Consider the following 19,860-nt stretch of genomic DNA (forward strand, 5'->3'; position numbering starts at 1 on the left):
ACTAGTCCTTACTCGTTAGTCGTGGTCGAGCCCTGCAAGGTGCGCACGGCCTCAGCGTTGGGGTTACCGGCGGGAAGGCCGAGCGGGTACTTACCATCAAAGCAGGCACAGCACAGTTCATTGCGCGGCTGCTCAGTAGCGGCCACCATCTCATCGATGGAGACAAAGCCCAAGGAGTCTGCACCAATGGCGGTGCAAATGGTCTGGGCCACCTCCTCTGGGTCATCGGAGGGGTTAGCGTTGGCAATGAGCTCGCCGGGGGAGGCGAAGTCGATGCCGTAGAAACACGGCCATTTCACTGGCGGCGAGGCAATACGAACGTGTACCTCGGCCGCGCCGGCCTCACGCAGCATGCGAATAAGCGCGCGTTGAGTGTTGCCGCGCACGATGGAATCATCCACCACCACGATGGATTTGCCGTCAATCACTTCACGCAGCGGGTTGAGCTTGAGGCGAATGCCCATCTGGCGCTGGGACTGCGTGGGCTGAATGAAGGTGCGTCCAACATAGGAGTTCTTTACCAGGCCATGCGCGAAGGTCAGGCCGGATTCGCGGGCATATCCCACGGCGGCGGGGTTTCCGGATTCGGGCACGGGGATAACCATGTCCGCATCAGGTGCGGGGTACTGCCGCGCTAGACGACGCCCAATCTCCACCCTCGTTGCATTCACCGAACGGCCCTTGATATTCGTGTCTGGGCGCGCCAAGTACACGTACTCGAAGACGCAGCCATGACGCTTGGGTTCTGCGAAGCGCTCCGAGCGGATACCAGTCTCATCGATGGCGATGAGCTCGCCGGGTTCAATCTCACGAATGAACTGCGCGCCCACAATGTCGAGGGCACAGGTCTCACTGGCCACGACCCAGCCCGTGTTCAGTCGGCCCAGAGCGAGCGGGCGCACTCCATGCGGGTCACGCGCCGCATACAGGGTGTGGCCATCAGTGAAGGTGAGGCAGAAGGCACCTTTGACGTCGGGAAGCAGCTGCAAGGCCGAGTCAAAGACGGAGGTGTCATCCGCGACACCGTCGGCCAGCAGCATGGACAAGCACATGGAGTCCGAGACAGACTCTTCCTGCGGTTTGATGAGCCCACGTTCCACGGCTTCCGCACGCAACTGTAGATAGTTCACCAGGTTGCCATTGTGGCCCAAGGCGATATCGACGCCACTGGGCGAGGTCCCGAACATCGGCTGCACATTGGACCACTCCTTGCCGCCAGCGGTGGAATAACGCGTGTGACCGACCGCCACGTTGCCGTGCAGGGACGTCAGAATGGATTCATCGAAGACGTTGGACACGAGGCCCATGTCTTTGAAGACCACGATGCGGTCATCATCGCCCACCGCAATGCCCGCGGCTTCCTGGCCGCGATGCTGGAGGGCAAAGAGGCCGAAATACGTCAGCTTGGACACCTCTTCCCCCGGTGCCCAAACACCGAAAACGCCACATTCTTCACGGGGCTCTGGATCGTGGGCAGGATCCTCCGATAATGGCTTGATCTTGTTTTGGACGTGTTCAGCTACCACGGCGCCAATCCTAGTCGTTTCGCTCGGTGAAAACTAACGGAATGATGGGCAGCCACTCCGCGATCTCGTGTGCGCGGGACCCAGAGGCCTCTAAACGCGGGCTGGCGAGCGCCTGTTCCCAGGACAACAGGCCGGTGGCCAGCTGCAACCAGGTGAGAGGATCCGTCTCCACCACATTTGGAGGGGTACCACGGGTATGGCGCGGGCCCTCGATGCACTGAACTGCCACGAATGGGGGGACTCGCAGCTCAACCGAATGACCCGGCGCGTCCGCTTCGAGTGTGCGCGCAGTGGTGCGGGTGGCCTGCGCGAGTGCGGTGCGACCTGGTTTTTCTACCTCTTCAGGGTTGCGAATCCAGTCCGCGACGGCCTCCACGGCGGCGCGGGTGGTGGCGGCATCAACGGCCTTCTTCATCGGTGAAGCACTCTCCCTGCTACTTTCTTATCCATGTCACCAACTCTGTCGGAAGAAAAGAACCCGGTACAAACCGGGAAGTCCCCTGCCATCACGCTGCGTTTTATGGCCGCGCCCACCGATCTCACGATTGCTGGCGCCCAGGGCATTGGCGGTGGCCGCGTCCTGGAGTGGATCGATAAGGCAGCCTACGCCTGTGCAGTGCAGTGGTCGGGAACCTACTGTGTGACAGCCTACGTGGGCCACATCCATTTCACACGCCCCATCCCCTCGGGCCACCTCGTGGAGGTTCGCTCCCGCATCGCCATGACTGGCCGCTCCTCCATGCACATTGTCAACGAGGTGCTCTCTGCTGACCCCCGCGACGGCATTTTTACCCGCGCATGTGACTGCCTCGTCATTTTCGTGGCCAAGGATACGGAGACAGGAAAGTCTGTTCCGGTCCCGCCGCTGCAGCCGGAGTCCACGGAGCATCAGCGTGTGTGGGAAGCCGCTGAGTCACGTATTGAGCTGCGTCAGGCCATCGAGGAAGAGATGGAAAAGCAGACGTATGACGGTCCCTCGGACGCACCGCGCATGATCAACCGTTTCTTGGCCAAGCCTACCGACGTCAACTGGGGCGGAAACGTCCACGGTGGTACCGCGATGGAGTGGATCGATGAGGCCGGCTCTGCGTGCACGATGGAATGGTCGGGCGAGCACACCGTGGCGGTCTATGCCGGCGGTATTCGCTTCTATCGCCCGATTCACATTGGTGACCTTATTGAAGTCGATGCCCGCATGATGCGTACCGACGCCCGCTCCATGCAGATGTCGGTTCATGTGCGCTCCGGCAACCCCCGCGGCGGCCGCGAGCAGCTACAGACCGCCATCCACGCGACGGTGTCCTACATGGCTATGGATGCCGACTGGCAGCCGCTGGCGGCCCGCCAGTTCACTCCTCGCACCGAAGAGGATAAGCGCCTCTGGGAGCACGCCGGCATCCTGCGCGGGCTGCGCGGCAAGTACTCCCCGAAACCCTTGGTGGTGGCGCCGAAGCACCAGCACGTGGATTAAGAAAGGGGCTCCACGCGGGCTGCGACATGCAGCTTGCTGGGGTCCTTGGCTTTGCGCAGCGTGAGGTCGCGCGCGCCAATTCCGCTTGCATTGCCTGCACCAGCAGTCGCGACGTATACCCCGGTCGTCGCGGGAAGGATAACCGGCTTGTAGAAGTCAGCCGTGATGCGGGTACCACCAGTCAGCACACCTTCTAATACGGACAGCATCCGCGCGTGGGTGTACATGCCGTGCGCAATCGTGGCGGGGAAACCAAAGAGCTTCGCGCCAACCTTAGAGACGTGGATGGGGTTCTTGTCACCAGAGGCTTCAGCGTAGACGCGGGTGCTCTCGGGGCTAAAGCGCAGCGTCGCGGTGGAGGTGCCCACCTCATCACCGGGGAAATCAAGGAAGCGCTCCGCCTCCGGGCGGGCCGTGACCTCCTGCGGGGTATCCTTGGTGAACTTCGCGCCCTGGCCCAGGAAGGCGGAGGTCTGGCGCCAGATTTCTTCGCCAGCAACGCTGTAAGTAGTCACCATATCGATGACGAGGCCCTTGCGGTGCGGGCGAAGGTTCTCCGCATGGACTGTGATATCGAAAGCCTCATCCACGCGCAGTGGGCGCGTCTGCTCGATGCGGTTGGACAGGTGAACCACGCCCAGCGCTGGGAAGGGGAAGTCCTTGGCGGCCATGACCTTGATGGCCAGCGGGAAAGCCAGCGCATAGGGGTAGGTAGCGGGCACTTCGTTGCTCAGGCGCAGGCCGGTGGCCTGGCAGTAGCGCGCTAAGTGTTCCGTGTCCACGCGAACGCTGTCAACGCGGAAGGCCGTGCGGGGATCGGCGACCGTGCGCTTGCCTGCACCGATGCCGGGTACCGGCACTGCGCCGACCATGAGTGTGCGGTAGAGGGCGGACAGGTCAGGAATCTCAGTCAGGGTGGTGTAGTTCATTTAGGCTCCCATGAGGTTTTGGCCGCAGACACGGACGGTGTTGCCGGTCACTGCCGCCGACGCAGGGGCAGCAAAGAAGGCCACGGTTTCAGCGACGTCAATGGGCTGACCGCCCTGCTGCAAGGAATTGAGGCGGCGGCCAATCTCGCGCGGACCGGTCGGCATCGCTGCGGTCATGGCGGTCTCAATGAAGCCGGGCGCCACAGCGTTGATGGTGGAGCCGTTCTCCGCGAGGACGGGACGCAGGGCGTCGACCAGCCCGATGATTCCGGCCTTGGTGGTGGCGTAATTCGTCTGGCCGCGGTTACCGGAAATACCGGCCATGGAGGACACACCAACCACGGCCGCGCCCGGCGCGAGGGCACGAGACTCGAGGAGATTTTCAGTGATACGCACTGGGGCGAGAAGGTTAACAGCGAGAACAGCATCCCACTGGCCTTCGTTCATGTTCGCCATGAGTTTGTCGCGAGTAATACCAGCGTTGTGCACGATGACGTCGATGGCGCGGCCGTGACGCTCCTGGGCGTGCTGCGTAATCTTGTCGGCGGCCTGCGGGTCGGTGACGTCGAGCGGCAGTGCGGTGCCCTTGACCTGATTGGCGGTTTTGGCCAGGTGCTCGCTTGCCTGTGGGACATCGATGCAGATGACATCAGCGCCATCGCGGGCCAGTATCTCAGCAATGGTGGCGCCAATGCCGCGGGCGGCGCCGGTAACGACGGCGAGACGGCCATCGAGCGGCTTTACCCAGTTCTGTTCGCCTTGCAGCGTAGCGCCCTGCGCGCTCACGCGGACGACCTGACCATCGACGAATGCTGACTTGCCCGACAGGAAGAAGCGGAGGGTGGACTCCACCTCTGCGGTGGCTGCCGGGTCGGCCCACACCAGGTTCACGGTGCCGCCTTTGCGCATTTCCTTCGCAAGGGAGCGAGTAAATCCTTCGAGGGCGCGGGCGGCAATGCGAGCGTCGATAGTATCGGCTGCCTCGGGGGTGGTGCCGACCACGACGATGCGCGCGCACGGCAAGAGGTTGCGCATCTGCGGATTGAAGAAGTCAAAGAGTTCGCGGAGCTGCTCTGGGGTCTCAATACCCGTCGCATCGAAGACCAGCGCAGCGCGCTTGGCTTCCGCAGATGAGTCGATGACCTGGTAGTCCACGGCCAGCTGGGAGCGGAGGAACTCGGCAATACGGCCTTGCCCACCCAAGACGATCGGGCCTTCTAGGGCAGGTTCACCGACCTGGTGGCGGCGGAGGGGGTAGCCCTGCGGCACACCCGCTTTGGCGGCCAAGGGGGAGTTGATGAGCTTCTCAGCAATAGTGACGTGCGACATGTGGTGGCGCGATCCTTTCTTAAATCTTCACAACCTTGCGAGCTTTGTTGACTTGGTTGCAAGGTTAGTTAATTGAGTGATAGAACTAACACTATCACTTAAGTTGTGATGCGCACTTCCTTGAGGGGTCTCCACCCCTCTCACCGCGATGACTCGCACAAACCACCCCGCGAAGGAGCATTAGATGACCACCCCTCAGCACCGCGTCGCCATCCTGGGCGGCAACCGCATCCCATTTGCCCGCTCAAATAAGCAGTACGCCCACGCGTCCAACCAGGACATGCTCACCAGCGCCCTCGACGGCCTGGTGGCACGCTACGGGCTTCACGACGAACGCCTAGGCCTCGTCGCTGCCGGCGCCGTGCTCAAGCACTCCCGTGATTTCAACCTCACCCGCGAGGTTGTCCTCGGTTCCGCCCTGGATTCCACCACCCCGGCTATCGATGTCCAGCAGGCCTGCTGCACCTCCTTGGCTGCCGCCATCCATGTCGGTGATGCCATCGCCCAGGGTCGTATTTCCGCTGGTATCGCCGGCGGTACCGATACCACGTCGGATGCCCCGCTGGCAGTCAACGACAACCTGCGCCGCACCTTGCTCAACCTTACCCGCGCTAAGTCCGCCGCACAGCGCGCCCAGCTCATCGGCTCCATCCGCCCCTCCCAGCTCGCTCCGGAGCAGCCGCAGAACGGCGAACCACGCACCGGCCTGTCCATGGGTGACCACGCCGCCATCACCGCCCGTGAAATGCACGTGACCCGCGAGGCTCAAGACGAGCTCGCACTGGCCTCCCACCAGAACCTCCACAAGGCCTGGGAAGAAGGTTTCTTTACTGACCTGACCACCGGCTTCCTCGGCGTCAATCGCGATACCAACCTGCGTCCGGATTCTTCGCTGGAATCGCTGGCCAAGCTGAAGCCGGTCTTCGGCAAGCGCGACGCTGAGCAGCACGGCGCCCAGGCCACTATGACGGCTGGTAACTCCACGCCGCTGACCGACGGCGCCTCGGTCGCCCTTCTGGGCTCCGAAGAGTGGGCAGCCGCGCACAACATTGAACCGCGTGCCTTCCTCGTGGATTCCGAAACCGCTGCCGTCGACTTCGTCCACGGTCCGGATGGCCTGCTCATGGCCCCTACTTATGCCGTCCCGCGTCTGCTGGAGCGCAACAATCTCTCCCTGCAGGATTTCGACTTCTACGAAATCCACGAAGCCTTCGCCTCCCAGGTTCTGGCCACCCTGTCTGCATGGGAGGACGAGACCTACTGCCGCGAGCGCCTCGGCTTGCAGTCCGCGTTGGGCCGCATCGACCGCGCCAAGCTCAACGTCAAGGGCTCCTCACTCGCCGCCGGCCACCCGTTCGCCGCGACCGGAACCCGCATTCTTGCAACGACTGCAAAGATTCTCGAAGAGAACGGCGGCGGCCGCGCCCTCATCTCCATTTGCGCCGCCGGCGGCCAAGGCGTCGCAGCCATCGTCGAGCGCTAAAGAATTTATTCAGAAAGGAAATCCCATCATGCCTTTGACCAAGTCCTCCGATAAGAAGTCCACCGTCGACCTCAACAAGAACGCCTCGAACGACGCCCCCAAGGCCGAGGCCCGCAGCCCCCACCGCCTGCCCACCACGCCAAAACCATCCGTAGCTACGGAGCTGGGCGCGCTTCTCGACGGCCCCCACGCCGCCTTCCGCGACGAGCTGCGCACCTTCCTCAATGACCCGGAGCTCTTCCCGAAGTCCCATCTGCCCATGGCAGAGCAGCGCGAGCACACCTTTAACAACCTGGCCAAGGTGCGCGACTTCGGCGGCTTCACTCATGGCCTGCGCCGCGCCAACGGTGGTGCTGGCAAACCGAACCTCTCTACCTTTACCCTCGAGGGCCTAGCCTGGGTAGATGGCTCCCTGGCCATTAAGTCCGGAGTGCAGTGGGGTCTGTGGGGCGGCGCCCTCGACCAACTGGGCACCGAGCGTCACATCGAGTGGGTCAAGAAAGCCGCCAGTCTCGAGCTGCCAGGCTGTTTCGCCATGACCGAGCGTGGCCACGGCTCCGACGTCCAGTCTTTGGAGACTACCGCCACCTACGATCCGGAGACCCAAGAATTCGTGGTGAACACCCCATCCGATACCGCGGTGAAGAACTACATCGGTAATGCCGCCAAGGATGGCCGCGCCGCCGTCGTCTTCACTCAGCTCATTACGCCAGAAAGCGATGGTCGTTCCCACGGCGTTCACGCCATCATCGTCCCCATCCGCGACGAAGAGGGCAACGAGCTGCCGGGCGTGACCCTGGGCGATCATGGACACAAGGGTGGCCTGGTGGGCGTCGATAATGGCACCCTGCGCTTCGACAACGTCCGCGTGCCGCGCGAGAACCTGCTCAACCGCTTCGCTGACGTCGATGAGAACGGCAAGTACTCCTCCCCCATCGAGTCGAAGAACTCCCGCTTCTTCACCATGTTGGGCACCCTCATCCGCGGCCGCATTGGCGTATCCGGCGCTGCGGGTGCCGCTACCGAGGCCTCCCTCGACATCGCGATTCGCTACGCCAACCGCCGCCGCCAGTTCGAGGGCGCAACCGGCGCCGAGAAGCGCCTTATCGAGCACCGCCAGCACCGTCGCCGCCTGCTCATCCCGCTGGCCCGCACCTACGCACTGCACCTGCTCTACAACCAGATTCTGGAGCGTTACCAGGAGCAGAACGACCAGCACGAGGCCGGCACGTGGTCCGTCACGGAGCCGACGGAGGAGCAGAAGTTCGCCTCCCGTGAAATGGAGTCCCTAGCTGCAGCTATTAAGGCTGCTCAAACCCAGCACGCTACCCGCACCATTCAAGAGTGCCGTGAGGCCTGCGGTGGTGCCGGCTACATGTCGGAGAACCGCCTGACCACGTACCGAGCGGATTCGGATGTCTTCTCCACCTTTGAAGGCGACAACACTGTGCTCATCCAGATGGTGGGCAAGAACCTGCTGACCGCCTACGGCCGTGAGATGAATGACATGAGCCCGTGGGACACCGTGAAGTACGCCGCCACCACCGCTACTGACGTGGTCAAGCGCCGTTACGGTTTCACTACCCGCCTGCAGGGCCTGGTGGACCGCGTGAACCCGTCCGAAGCTTCGCTGTTCGACGCCACCTACCAGGCCAAGCTAATCGACGACCGCGCCCAGTCCGTCCTCTTCTCCCTCGTGCGCCGCATCCAGCCGGCACGTAAGGCAGACAAGGTTCAGGCTGCGGCCATCGTAGACCAGTGCCAGGACCACCTCATCGCCGCCGGCTGGGCTCGCGTGGACACCTTGCTCGTACAAGCCATGATTGAGGCAGAAGAGCGCCTTGAGGAAGGCTCGCTGGCGCGCCAGGTCTTCGAGCAGCTGCGCCACCTCTTCGTCTTCGACACCTTGGTGCAGCACGCGGGCTGGTACCAGGAGCACAACCTCATCCCAGCTGGCCGCATCAAGGCTGCCCGCGCGGCCATCAACGACCTCGTTGATTCGCTTGCTCCGTGGTCCGTCGTACTCGTGGATGCCTTCGGCGTTCCGGCCGAGGCTCACAACATCCCGATGCTTAACGAGGCCGGTGTGGATCCGCTCCACAAGTAAGCCACTACCGCATTTCTCGGAAGACACCCCGCCCGCGGGGTGTCTTCCCTGTTTTCAGGCAGTGCCGATTAGAACTGTTTACTCTCTGAGCTATGACCACACAGCATCCAATGTTCTCCAGTTCGTTTCCGCCCTCCGATGATCTCCTTGAGCCAAGCCCGCTTCGCAACGACATCGCTCTGAGGCTCTGCCACGGCGAGTCCCGCCAAGACATCCACAATGACTTCTTCGAGGCCCTCGATGACCCTACCGAGTGGGAGGCCAGCCAAACGGAACCCTATCCAGAAGATTTCGACGCCATCATCGACGAAGTCGCCGCAGAATACGGCCGGCTGGTCACGGAAAAGTCGGAGGATGTTAAGCGCCTCGATGCCCTCCGCGAGGAGCTAGCTCAGCGCGATATCTCCTTCACATTCAACGAGGCCTGGGATCTATCAGACGGTGTCTGGGTAGGCTCCGAGCTCGCTGAGGAGGAAGGCCACAGCGGTTATGTCTATTGCCACCGCCAGGACATCAGCCGGGTTATCTACAACGGCGAGCTGTACTTCGGTTTCTCCGCCATGGAGAAAAGCGAGGAGGCAACCATCAAGGTCGGCGAACAGCTCGTCGAGGCTCTGCGCGCCGTGGGCTTTGACCCCGAGTGGAACGGCTCGACGACAGGTCGCGTTCTGTGCCACGACGTCGCCCTCGAGTACCCCCTCGCCGACGACCTCACCGACTAGGTCCCTCCACATGGTCTGCCCTGCAAGAGGCTAGCCCGCCACCACCATCCAGATGGCTACCATGTGCACCACCGCCGCGGCAATCGTCGCGGTGTGGAAATGCTCGTGGTAGCCATACCACCGCGCATTGCGCCCCGGCCACTTGAAGCCGTATATCAATGCGCCCAGCGAATAGACCACTCCACCTGCAAACAACAGCCACACCACGGCTGGGCCCGCAGACTGCCACAGGTTCGGCAGCAGCGGCAAAATAAGCCAGCCCAGCACGAGATACACCACCACATCCAGCCAGCGTGGGTGGTTAATCCACACCAGATTCAGGACAACCCCCATGATGGCTCCCACCCACGCCGCACTCAGCATCCACAGCGCCTGCGTGGGGTCCAGAACAATGGCACACAAAGGCGTGTAAGTCGCCGCGATGAACACCGAAATCGTCGCGTGATCTGCCCGCCGCCACCATTGCACCGCGCGCATGGATACCCACGGCCAGCGGTGATACAGCGCCGAAACGGTAAAGAGACCAACCACGCCCACGCCGTACACCGTTACCGCGAGCCCCTGCCACCACGGCAGCGTCATCCACGCAAATGTGATGAGAACCGTGGAGGCGATGACCGATAGAATCGCCGCACAGAAATGCCCCCAGCCACGCGTGAGTGGCCGCGGCCCACGGTCTGCCATCCAGTAGGTGCGTTGGATGCGGGCCTCTTGGTCATTCGGAACTGTGGTTGGTGGAGTCATGGCTACGTTCCCCTCAGGTGTCCTAACCTACGTGACCGTAAATATACACATTGTGACACCTCTGCACACTGCTTCTGCTCAACCGACGCTTCCCCTCAACTCTCTTCAGATGTTCGTCGACCTTCTCTGAGCTTGCCAAACGTTCAAGATGAAGAAGAATAAAAAGCCGGGCAGGGTCTCACCGTAGAGAGAGCCCTGCCCGGTCGCATTGCGGTGCGTGTGCTTTACTCCACGACGGAGTTGGCACCCACCGCATGGCCGAAGAGGTCCGGCAGGGTGGCTGCCCAGGCTTCACGCAGCTCAGAAACAGCGATGGACTCGCCGCCGAGCTCCAACTCACCGTTGTCGGTGGTCTGACCCACGACGACGGCCGGCACGCCGCACTCCTCAGCGCGGTGCAGCAGGGTGTCAACACGGTCAGCGGTCGTCGCCACGAGCACGCGGGAGGCGGACTCGGAGAAGGCCGCCACAAAGGAATCCTCATGCACCTTCGACAGGTCCAGGCTCAGCCCCACACCACTGCGCTTCGCCATCTCGAATGCGGTGACGGCGAGGCCACCCTCGGAGATGTCGTGAGCGGCGGTCAGGCCTTCGTTGCCCACGAAGAAGTCTGCGAGGCGCTTCTCATTAGCCAGGTCCACCTGCGGCGGCAGGCCATTGAGTCCCTTCTCTGACTCGTGACCTTGTTCACGAGCGCTTACCTGCTGCCAGATGGAACCGCCGAACTCGTCCTTGGTCTCACCCAGCAGAACAAGGACCTCCGGCTCCTCCACGAGGCCGAGCTCATTGCCGATGGACGTGTGGACGTCGTCGATGACACCCAGGACGCCCACGACGGGCGTCGGCAAGATCGGCTCCTCGCCGGTCTGGTTGTAGAAGGAAACGTTACCGCCGGAAACGGGGATGCCGAGTTCCACGGCGCCGTCGGCAAGCCCATGCACGGACTCGCGGAACTGCCACATCACGTCCGGGTTCTCCGGGGAACCGTAGTTCAGGCAGTTGGTGATGGCGACCGGGCGGGCACCGGTGACGGCCACGTTGCGGTAGGCCTCCGCCAACGCCAGGCGGGTGCCCATGTTCGGGTCCAGCTTGGTGTAGCGCCCAGAGGCATCGGCCGATACCGCGATACCGCGGCCGGTCTCCTCGTCGATGCGCAGCACACCAGCGTTCGCGTGGTGGGACTGCACGGTGTTGCCGCGCACGTAGCGGTCATACTGCTCGGTGATGAAATCACGCGAGCACAGGGCCGGCGAGGCCACGAGCTTCTTCAGCGCCACGGTGAGGTCCTGCTTCTCGACGCCCTTGAACTCCTGCAGCGCATCCTGCCACTCCGGGCGGACATAGGGGCGATCGTAGACCGGGGCCTCGTCCGCGATGGTGCCGGCCGGGGCGTCCACGACGACCTCGCCTTGGTGGCGAATGATGAGGTGCTTGCCGGTGGTAACCTCACCGATCTCGGCGCAGGTGACATCCCAATGCGCGCAGATCTCCTTGAACTTCTCCACGTTCTCCGGGGTCACCACAGCGCACATGCGCTCCTGGGACTCGGAGGCGAGGATCTCTGCGGCGGTCATATCCTTGGCGCGCAGCGGGACGTTGTCCAGGTTGATCTCCATGCCGCCATCACCGGCGGCGGCCAGCTCGGAGGTGGCGCAGGCCAGGCCCGCGCCGCCCAGGTCCTGGATGCCCACAACGATGCCGGACTTGTACAGGTCCAGGCAGCATTCGATGAGGACCTTCTCTGCAAACGGGTCGCCCACCTGAACCGCCGGCAGCTTGCGCTCCGCGCCGTCCTCGAAGGTGTCAGAAGCCAACACGGACACGCCACCGATGCCATCGAGACCGGTGCGCGAGCCAAAGAGCATGACCTTGTTGCCAGTACCGGAGGCAAAGGCCAGCTTGAGGTCTTCGACCTTCAGCGTGCCCACGCACAGGGCGTTAACCAGCGGGTTTCCGGAATAGGACTCATCAAAGACGGTTTCTCCACCAATATTGGGCAGGCCCAAGCAGTTGCCGTAGTGCGAAATGCCATCGACTACACCCGGCAGGACGCGCTTGGTATCCGCGGCATCGGCGGGACCAAAGCGCAGCTGATCCATCACAGCAATCGGGCGCGCGCCCATGGCCATGATGTCGCGGACAATACCGCCCACGCCCGTCGCGGCGCCCTGGTGCGGCTCCACATACGACGGGTGATTGTGGCTCTCCACACGGAAGGTCACCGCATTGCCGTCCCCGATGTCCACCACGCCGGCGTTCTCACCAATACCAGCGAGAATCTTCGAGCCCATCTCCTCGGTCATGGTCTCGCCGAAGTAGCGCAGGTGCACCTTGGAAGATTTGTAGGAGCAGTGCTCCGACCACATCACGGAATACATGGTCAGCTCGGCGTCGGTAGGGCGACGGCCCAGGATCTCGCGAATCCGGGCGTACTCATCATCCTTAAGACCAAGTTCGCGGTAAGGCTGCTCCAGGTCCGACTGCTGCGTGGCCTGCTCGACGGTGTCGTTGTGTACGGTCATTGTTTCTCCTTATAACCGTCGGCGCGTGCTAAGCGACGACCTTGAGGGCGGACACAAACAAACCCAGACCGTCGGTGGACGGGCCGGTGAGAAGATCGATGGCATGCTCCGGGTGCGGCATGAGGCCCACCACGTTGCCGGCCTCATTGGTGATACCAGCAATGTCATTGATGGAGCCGTTAAAGTTATCGGTATAGCGGAAGACCACGCGGCCCTCGCCCTCCAAGCGCTCCACGGTTTCCGCATCCGCCTGGAAGCGGCCCTCGCCGTGCTTGGCAGGAACGAGGATGCGCTGGCCCTGCTCAAACTCGCGGGTCCACGCCGTCTCTGCGTTGGCGACCTCAAGGTAGGTATCCACGCAGTGGAAGTGCAGGCCCTGGTTGCGAGTTAGCGCACCGGGCAACAGGCCAGCCTCGGTCAGAATCTGGAAACCATTGCAAATACCGAGCACCGGCATGCCTTTGTTCGCAGCCTCGACGACCGCGCGCATCACCGGGGCCAGCGCTGAAATAGCGCCGGAGCGCAGGTAGTCGCCGTAGGAAAAGCCGCCGGGAACCACGACAGCATCGGCGCCGCGCAAGTCCTCGTCCGCATGCCACAAGGGCACGACTTCGGCGCCGGCGGTGCGGGCGGCGCGGGCCGCGTCGACGTCGTCAAGCGTGCCCGGGAAGGTAATAACGCCGATCTTCATTACTGAATGACCTCGTAGTCCTCGATGACGGTGTTCGCCAGCAGCGTGGAGGCAACCTTCTCCAGTTCCTCGGCGCTCACAGAATCATCGACCTCGATTTCGAAACGCTTGCCCTGGCGCACGTCGCTGACACCAGCAACCCCCAGGCGCCCCAGCGCGCGAACGACGGCCTGACCCTGTGGGTCCAAAATCTCGGCCTTGGGCATGACATTGACAACTACACGAGCCATGAAAATTTTGCCTTACTGTGCGTGAGTATGGGTGCCCCGTCAGTCTATCGCGCAACCGGGGAGGTTTGGCGAATCCTCAGGGGGTGAACAACCCCTAAACGAGTGAAGAATTCTTGGACAACCTCTCTTTAACCCCCACCTCTCCGGTATCGCACTACGCCACCAGCGAGTAGAACAAGATTCACTGTCACTCATCTCCCCGATTCAAGGACTCTTCTCATGCATCTCAAGCGTATTGGCTCGCTCGCCATCGCCGCGCTGGTTTCCACCTGCGTGGTTGTTCCTCAGGCCACTGCTGCGGTGGACGGTTCCACCGCCGTCATCTCTGAGGTGTATGGCGGCGGCGGAAACAAGAACGCCCCCTTCACCAACGACTTCATCGAGCTCTACAACCCAACGGATTCCGCCATTGACGTCTCCGGATGGTCCGTGGAGTATTTCTCGTCCAAGGGCAACTCCGGCGGAAAGACCACGCTTAACGGTTCCATCCCGGCCGGCGGCTACTACCTCATCCAGGAAGGTGGCGGCGGCACCGGTGAGCCGCTGCCCACCCCGGATGCCGAGGGCGGTCTCAGCATGTCCGGCTCCAAGGGCTCGGTGAAGCTTTACGACGCCTCCGGGGCCGAGGTTGACGTGGTGGGGTACGGGGAGGCGTCGATAAGCGAGGGCTCCCCCACACCTGCCTTGAGCAACACTACCTCCGCGCAGCGCAACGAGGCCGGCACCGACACCGACGACAACGCTGCCGACTTCAGCACCGCCGCCCCAACACCAAAATCCGGCGGCGGCGCAACCGCGCCGGAGGACCCGCAACCGGAGGACCCACAGCCAGCCGAGCCAGGCTCCACCGTCACCATCCCTGACATCCAGGGCACCGGTGCAGAGTCCCCGCTCAAGGGCCAGACCGTCACCACCCAGGGCGTTGTCACCGCCGTGTGGAAGGGCGAGAAATCCCTCAACGGCTTCACCATCCAGACCCCGGGCACGGGTGCCACCGCACCGACCGAGGCCTCTGAGGCAGTCTTCGTCTACACCGGCGGCACCGGCTTCTACCCGTCCATCGGCGAGTCCGTCGAGGTCACCGGTTCCGTCGACGAGTACTACGGCCAGACCCAAATCGCCCTGACCCAGGGCTCTGTACTTACCGACGCCCTCCCCGCCGTCACCCCACTGTCCCTCGATGCGCTGCCGGAGGGTGACGAGGCTCGTGAAAAGCTCGAATCCATGCTGCTCAAGCCGGGCGTGCACACGGTGACTGACAACTACGGCCTCAACCGCTACGGCGAGCTGGGTCTAGCCCCGGGCACGGAGGCGCTGCGCCAGCCGACGGACAAGTTCGCCCCGGGCAGCGCAGAAATGCATGCTCTGGAAGAGTCCAACGCGGCGAAGTACGTCATCCTCGATGACGGCTCTACCCGTGACTTCACCCGCGATGGTGCCTCGACGAAGCTGCCGTACATCATGCAGAACGGCTCGGAGGTCAAGACCATCCGCACCACCAACCAGGTGGAGTTTGCGGACTCCGGCGTAATCCTGGGTTACGGCCACGAGCAGTGGCGCTTCCAGCCCACCACGATGATTACCGGTGACTCTGCCACCGCAGACCTGCCGATTACGTGGGACCCGGCCCGTCCGGAGGCCCCGCAGGTGGAAGGCGACTACACCGTGGCGGCGTTCAACGTGCTGAACTTCTTCATCAACTTGGGTGAGGACAACGGCGCGAAGGCGTACAAGGACCGTTTCGGTAACGGTGTGGGTTCTGATAGCGGCACCTTCCGCGGCGCATGGTCGAAGTCTGCGTTCAACGACCAGAAGGGCAAGATCCTCACCGCGCTGGAGGGCCTCGATGCCGACGTCATTGGCTTGTCTGAGATTGAGAACGCCGCGAACACCGTGGGTGGCTCCTACGACGATGCCGTGAAGTACCTCGTGGGTGAGCTCAATACCCGCGCGGGTTCTGAGAAGTGGGATTACGTTAAGGCCCCGGCAAACGCCGCGGCAGATACGGACGTCATCCGCACCGCGATCATCTACAAGAAGGACCGCGTCGAGCCGGTTGGTGAGGCCACCTTGCTTGAGGACGAGCGTTTCAAAGGCACCGCCCGCACCCCGCTCGCTGCGGAGTTCAAGCCGGTTGCTGACAAGTGCGCTCCTAAGGGCCCCGATTCCTTCGTGGCGGTAACCAACCATTTCAAGTCCAAGGGCTCCGTGGCAAACGGTGACAAGGACACCGGCGATGGTCAGGGCAACAACCCGAACGTGCGCAATGCCCACGCCCAGGCAGTCCTGGATGGCTTGTCCAAGCAGCCGAAGTGGCAGAAGAAGGCCACCTTCGTCATGGGTGACTTGAACGCTTACTCCAAGGAAGACGCCATCTCCATCTTCCGCAACGCTGGCTACACAATTCCGGTTGAGGAACTCAACCCTGAGTCTGAGTGGCAGGCAGTGGCCTCTTACCAGTTCTCCGGCCGCATTGGCTCCCTGGACCACATCCTGGCCAACGAGCACGTCGACGCCAAGGCGGCACAGACCTGGAACATCAACTCCGATGAGCCGATTGCCATGGAGTACTCTCGCCGCAACTACACCGGCGGCGACGTCTTTGAGGCTGACAACCCCTACCGCTCCTCCGACCACGACCCGGTCAAGGTGGGCTTCAACCTTGCACAGGTTTCCCGTTCCGAAGACGAGCTCAAGGACTGCGACCCGTCCGAGGATCCAACGCCGTCTGACGACGCCCGCAGCATCAAGTCCGTCACCATTAACGACGAGGGCCACCTCATCATCACCTACACCGACGGCACCACCGAGGACGCCGGCAAGGTCGTCGGCGCCGATGGCAAGGACGGTAAAGACGGCGACAAGGGCGACGCCGGCCAGGACGGTAAGGACGGTAAGGACGGTACCGATGGCAAGGACGGCCGCGGAATTAAGTCTGTAGCCACCAACGACAAGGGCGAGCTCATCATCACCTACACCGACGGCACCACCGAGAACGCCGGCAAGGTCATCGGTGCCGACGGCAAGGACGGCGACAAGGGCGACGCCGGCCAAGACGGTAAGGACGGTACCGATGGCAAGGACGGCGCCGACGGTAAGGACGGCCGCGGCATTAAGTCCGTGACTACCAACGACGAGGGTGACCTCATCATCACCTACACCGACGGCACCACCGAGAACGCCGGCAAGGTTTCTGGCCCGAAGGGCGACAAGGGTGAGCCGGGCAAGGACGGCCGCGGCATCGAGTCTGTTCGCATCAACGACAAGGGTGAACTCATTGTGACGTTCACTGATGGCGAAGAGCAGAATGTAGGCAAGGTCGTTGGCTCCGATGGCAAGGACGGCCAAGACGGTGCCGACGGTAACGCTGGCGACAAGGGCGACGCCGGCCAGGACGGTAAGGACGGTGCCGACGGTAAAGACGGCCGTGGCATCAAGTCCGTGACGACCAACGACAAGGGCGAGGTGGTCGTCACCTACACCGACGGCACCTCTGAGATTCTCGGTACCCTCGCCGGCGCGAAGGGCGATCAGGGCGCTCCGGGCCGAGATGGCTTCGATGGCGCACCAGGCCGCGACGGCACCGACGGCCGCGATGGCGCAAACGGTAAAGACGGCAAGGACGGCAAAGACGGCCGCGGAATTAAGTCCGTGACCACGGATGCCGACGGTAACCTCGTCATCACCTACACCGACGGCACCTCAGAAACCGTCAAGTCCGGCGACAAGCCAGCCGCCCCAGCAGGTGGTTCCTCTGTCAGTGAGCGCTGCTTGCCGACGGTCCTCGGCCTCACCATCCCAGCAGCACTCGCCATTCCGCTGGCCTTCCTCGGCAGCTTCGGTGCAAAGCTCAACATCCCGGGCCTTGAGCCAGTGAAGAAGCAAATTGAGTCGATTACTCGCAATTTCCCGCGTGAGGCTCAATACGCCGCTGGTGGCATTGGTCTGCTGGCTGCGCTTGGCATCATCGCCGCAGCCTGCGCACCGACCGAGTCTGAATAGAGCGCCCGTCCCAGCCTTTTCTTACGCCTAAGCTGGGGTTCCATTCGCTGTCGATGTGGGCGTCGTATGTGGCTGGTCGCCCGTCTGGGTGGCCGCCCACTACTTTCCGGGCCCACCATCAGCAAGCGTTACACCACACTAAGGGACGCAACCGATCATGACTGGGGAGTTGTAAAGTTCGCAAAGCCGATTTCTTCCAGCTGGTTTGGAATTAAACCGAGCGATACTTCTTCCGCTTTCTCCGGGCAAAAAGCAACTGTCACCGGATTTCCAGGAGAGAAAGGTACGAGCCTGATTCGCGACTACGGACAACTGTGGACAATGAGCGGAATCCTTCAGCCAAGAACCCAAACTCGACTCTGCTATAACTTAGACACCACGGGCGGACAAAGCGGTTCTCCCGTCGACACCACAAAAATACTGCTATCGGCATTCACACGCACGGCATCAGTCAGCTTGGCTGTCCTGAAAACAGTGCCCTACGTATCAGCCCAAACATGCTAAATACCTTCAATGACATTAAGGAGATCCGAAACAATGCGACCACAGATCCCGGTTCCAGCTCAGGTTCAAGCTCTCATTAATAACCCCAGTAATCTTCTGGGACTCATTGGTACCGTTCTGGGCATTATTTCCCTAGTTGTTGCAATCAGTGACAACCAAGGCCTTCCTAATGATGGGCAGACCGAGCCCAATGCAGGAGAATCAACGATTCAAGTTGTAACCTCCAGTGGTAACCCGGCAGGCGAATGTAAACTTATTGGTCTTTCGCAGGAAAAGGTACACACGACTAATGCCAATGGCGTGTACTTCTACGCGTTGGAACCTGGTTCGCATACCATCAACGCATCTTGTTCGGGGCTTTCCAGCCTTTCCTCCGCGCGAGCGCTCGAGGGTAGCCAGGAAGTAACTGTCAATGACGAGCCGGTAATGGTAAAGATTGTTGTGAAGTAGATTGGCCCTAACTTCCTTGGTTCTAAAGAGCTAAGAGAAACACGCGTGTGCCCCCAGGGAAAACTCCTCGGGGCACACGCTTTTCAATGAACCACGCCTAGTTAGAGAGGGAACCATACCTTCGTACACGCCCGTATGAGAAGCTGGCGCATTTAATGACCTCAGCAAAACAGCATTTTCAAGCAAATGAACGCTTTTAAACCTCTGTCCCAAGAGCACCAAACGCTTATCTGCATGTGTTTGCGCGGGCAGTTGGCTGTAAACGCGTAAAGACCCCATCACCTTCAATGCACATCGCGATGATCTGTTTGAAGCTAGCCACAAGAACTGGCTTTTCCAAGTAAAAGTTGGCGCAACACCACCGAGTCGTGGCGTCTCCAACACCCCCATGTAGTACCGAGTACGCGCTAGAAAAGAAAAGAGGTTGGTGGGCTATTCGGCGTGCATAAAGACGGAATAGTCGGCGGGGCGGGCACCCGCAGCGACGGCACGCTCGGCGGCCTTGAGGAAATCGGAGACAACCTTGCGGTCATCAAGGTTGCGGCCAGAAATAGACAAGCGCACGGTATTTCCGCGCTCAGCGGAGCGCTCTGCAGCGCGAATGATGTTGCGGCGCCACCACTTCGCCGAACCAAAGCCCTCACCAAAAGACAGGTTACGGGCTTGGTGGAGCTCGCCAGAGCGGAGGTCATGGATACCTCGGGTGGAGGCGGCGAAGTCGAAGTTAAACTCGGGAAGGACGGTGAGCGTGCCTTCCGACATGCGCCAGCGCGGCGGCGCAAAGATAGTGGGCTCAAAGCCGATCTTTGCCATCTGCCGGGTCGCGCCCTTCAGGCGCAGGCGCGCCTCATGCGCATCCAGGTTGGCAAACTCCGCGCGACGCCCTTGGACCGCCTGGTCAAAGCCATTGAGAATCAGCACGCGGCCCGATTCAGCTTGCTCCCGCAGCCAAGACTGTGTCACCGCATCCTTAGCGAGGTGCCAGTTGCCGTCAATGTGCGGCGCCACCAGCAACGAAACAGGAATATCGGCTTTATCGAGCTGCGTGAGCAGACTGGAGGCCTGGCTTCGGGTGTCATCAAAAATACTGGAAATCGAAACCAAAAGGTGGCCATGCATAAGGAAAATTATCGCACAGCCACCGCGCCGC

Annotated in this window: 15 protein-coding genes; 6 read left to right on the forward strand and 9 right to left on the reverse strand. The window is 61.9% G+C overall.

Going from position 1 to position 19,860, the window contains the following annotated elements:
- Positions 1 to 8: 8 nt before the first annotated feature.
- Together purF and NX84_RS10925 are read right to left on the reverse strand one after the other, a co-directional pair.
- Positions 9 to 1,526: an amidophosphoribosyltransferase gene (gene purF / locus NX84_RS10920; protein WP_039676513.1), complete on the reverse strand. Its 1,518-nt coding sequence runs from the start codon at positions 1,524 to 1,526 to the stop codon at positions 9 to 11.
- A 10-nt stretch (positions 1,527 to 1,536) separates the two neighbouring features.
- Positions 1,537 to 1,941 carry a sterol carrier family protein gene (locus NX84_RS10925; protein WP_039676515.1) on the reverse strand — a complete coding sequence of 135 codons (405 nt, stop codon included), beginning with the start codon at positions 1,939 to 1,941 and terminating at the stop codon, positions 1,537 to 1,539.
- A 33-nt stretch (positions 1,942 to 1,974) separates the two neighbouring features.
- Here NX84_RS10925 and NX84_RS10930 point away from each other — a divergent pair, with 33 nt between their 5' ends.
- Entirely contained in the window at positions 1,975 to 2,997 is a 1,023-nt protein-coding gene (locus NX84_RS10930; RefSeq protein ID WP_039676516.1) for an acyl-CoA thioesterase, read from the forward strand.
- Here NX84_RS10930 and NX84_RS10935 read toward each other — a convergent pair.
- Positions 2,994 to 3,926, reverse strand: coding sequence for a MaoC/PaaZ C-terminal domain-containing protein (locus NX84_RS10935; protein WP_039676517.1), 933 nt, complete (start codon positions 3,924 to 3,926; stop codon positions 2,994 to 2,996). The genes NX84_RS10930 and NX84_RS10935 overlap by 4 nt on opposite strands.
- Positions 3,927 to 5,255 carry a 3-oxoacyl-ACP reductase gene (locus tag NX84_RS10940; RefSeq protein WP_039676519.1) on the reverse strand — a complete coding sequence of 443 codons (1,329 nt, stop codon included), beginning with the start codon at positions 5,253 to 5,255 and terminating at the stop codon, positions 3,927 to 3,929.
- 184 nt (positions 5,256 to 5,439) lie between these two features.
- Here NX84_RS10940 and NX84_RS10945 point away from each other — a divergent pair, with 184 nt between their 5' ends.
- From NX84_RS10945 to NX84_RS10955, 3 genes are all read left to right on the forward strand, one after another.
- Positions 5,440 to 6,738, forward strand: a complete 1,299-nt coding sequence (locus NX84_RS10945; protein WP_039676520.1) for an acetyl-CoA C-acetyltransferase — start codon at positions 5,440 to 5,442, stop codon at positions 6,736 to 6,738.
- A gap of 28 nt (positions 6,739 to 6,766) precedes the next feature.
- Complete coding sequence (locus tag NX84_RS10950; protein ID WP_039676522.1) at positions 6,767 to 8,845, forward strand: acyl-CoA dehydrogenase family protein; 2,079 nt, start codon at positions 6,767 to 6,769, stop codon at positions 8,843 to 8,845.
- Between the two features lie 92 nt (positions 8,846 to 8,937).
- Positions 8,938 to 9,567, forward strand: a complete 630-nt coding sequence (locus NX84_RS10955; RefSeq protein ID WP_039676524.1) for a DUF6891 domain-containing protein — start codon at positions 8,938 to 8,940, stop codon at positions 9,565 to 9,567.
- A gap of 30 nt (positions 9,568 to 9,597) precedes the next feature.
- Here NX84_RS10955 and trhA read toward each other — a convergent pair whose 3' ends face one another.
- The 4 genes from trhA to purS all read right to left on the reverse strand — a co-directional run bounded on the left by trhA (position 9,598) and on the right by purS (position 13,754).
- Positions 9,598 to 10,311 carry a PAQR family membrane homeostasis protein TrhA gene (trhA, locus tag NX84_RS10960; protein ID WP_039676526.1) on the reverse strand — a complete coding sequence of 238 codons (714 nt, stop codon included), beginning with the start codon at positions 10,309 to 10,311 and terminating at the stop codon, positions 9,598 to 9,600.
- 224 nt (positions 10,312 to 10,535) lie between these two features.
- Entirely contained in the window at positions 10,536 to 12,833 is a 2,298-nt protein-coding gene (purL, locus tag NX84_RS10965) for a phosphoribosylformylglycinamidine synthase subunit PurL (protein ID WP_039676528.1), read from the reverse strand.
- Between the two features lie 28 nt (positions 12,834 to 12,861).
- Positions 12,862 to 13,524: a phosphoribosylformylglycinamidine synthase subunit PurQ gene (purQ, locus tag NX84_RS10970; RefSeq protein ID WP_039676530.1), complete on the reverse strand. Its 663-nt coding sequence runs from the start codon at positions 13,522 to 13,524 to the stop codon at positions 12,862 to 12,864.
- Complete coding sequence (gene purS, locus NX84_RS10975) at positions 13,524 to 13,754, reverse strand: phosphoribosylformylglycinamidine synthase subunit PurS (RefSeq protein ID WP_039676532.1); 231 nt, start codon at positions 13,752 to 13,754, stop codon at positions 13,524 to 13,526. Before purS ends, purQ begins: the two co-directional genes overlap by 1 nt.
- Positions 13,755 to 13,973: 219 nt before the next feature.
- Here purS and NX84_RS10980 point away from each other — a divergent pair, with 219 nt between their 5' ends.
- Positions 13,974 to 17,756, forward strand: coding sequence for an ExeM/NucH family extracellular endonuclease (locus tag NX84_RS10980; RefSeq protein WP_231913744.1), 3,783 nt, complete (start codon positions 13,974 to 13,976; stop codon positions 17,754 to 17,756).
- A gap of 537 nt (positions 17,757 to 18,293) precedes the next feature.
- Positions 18,294 to 18,710, forward strand: a complete 417-nt coding sequence (locus NX84_RS10985; protein ID WP_039676534.1) for a hypothetical protein — start codon at positions 18,294 to 18,296, stop codon at positions 18,708 to 18,710.
- 432 nt (positions 18,711 to 19,142) lie between these two features.
- Here NX84_RS10985 and NX84_RS10990 read toward each other — a convergent pair whose 3' ends face one another.
- Positions 19,143 to 19,829 carry a DUF2334 domain-containing protein gene (locus NX84_RS10990; protein WP_039676535.1) on the reverse strand — a complete coding sequence of 229 codons (687 nt, stop codon included), beginning with the start codon at positions 19,827 to 19,829 and terminating at the stop codon, positions 19,143 to 19,145.
- Between the last annotated feature and the right edge of the window lie 31 nt (positions 19,830 to 19,860).

It is taken from the genome of Corynebacterium minutissimum (assembly GCF_000805675.1).
Taxonomy (GTDB): domain Bacteria; phylum Actinomycetota; class Actinomycetes; order Mycobacteriales; family Mycobacteriaceae; genus Corynebacterium; species Corynebacterium minutissimum.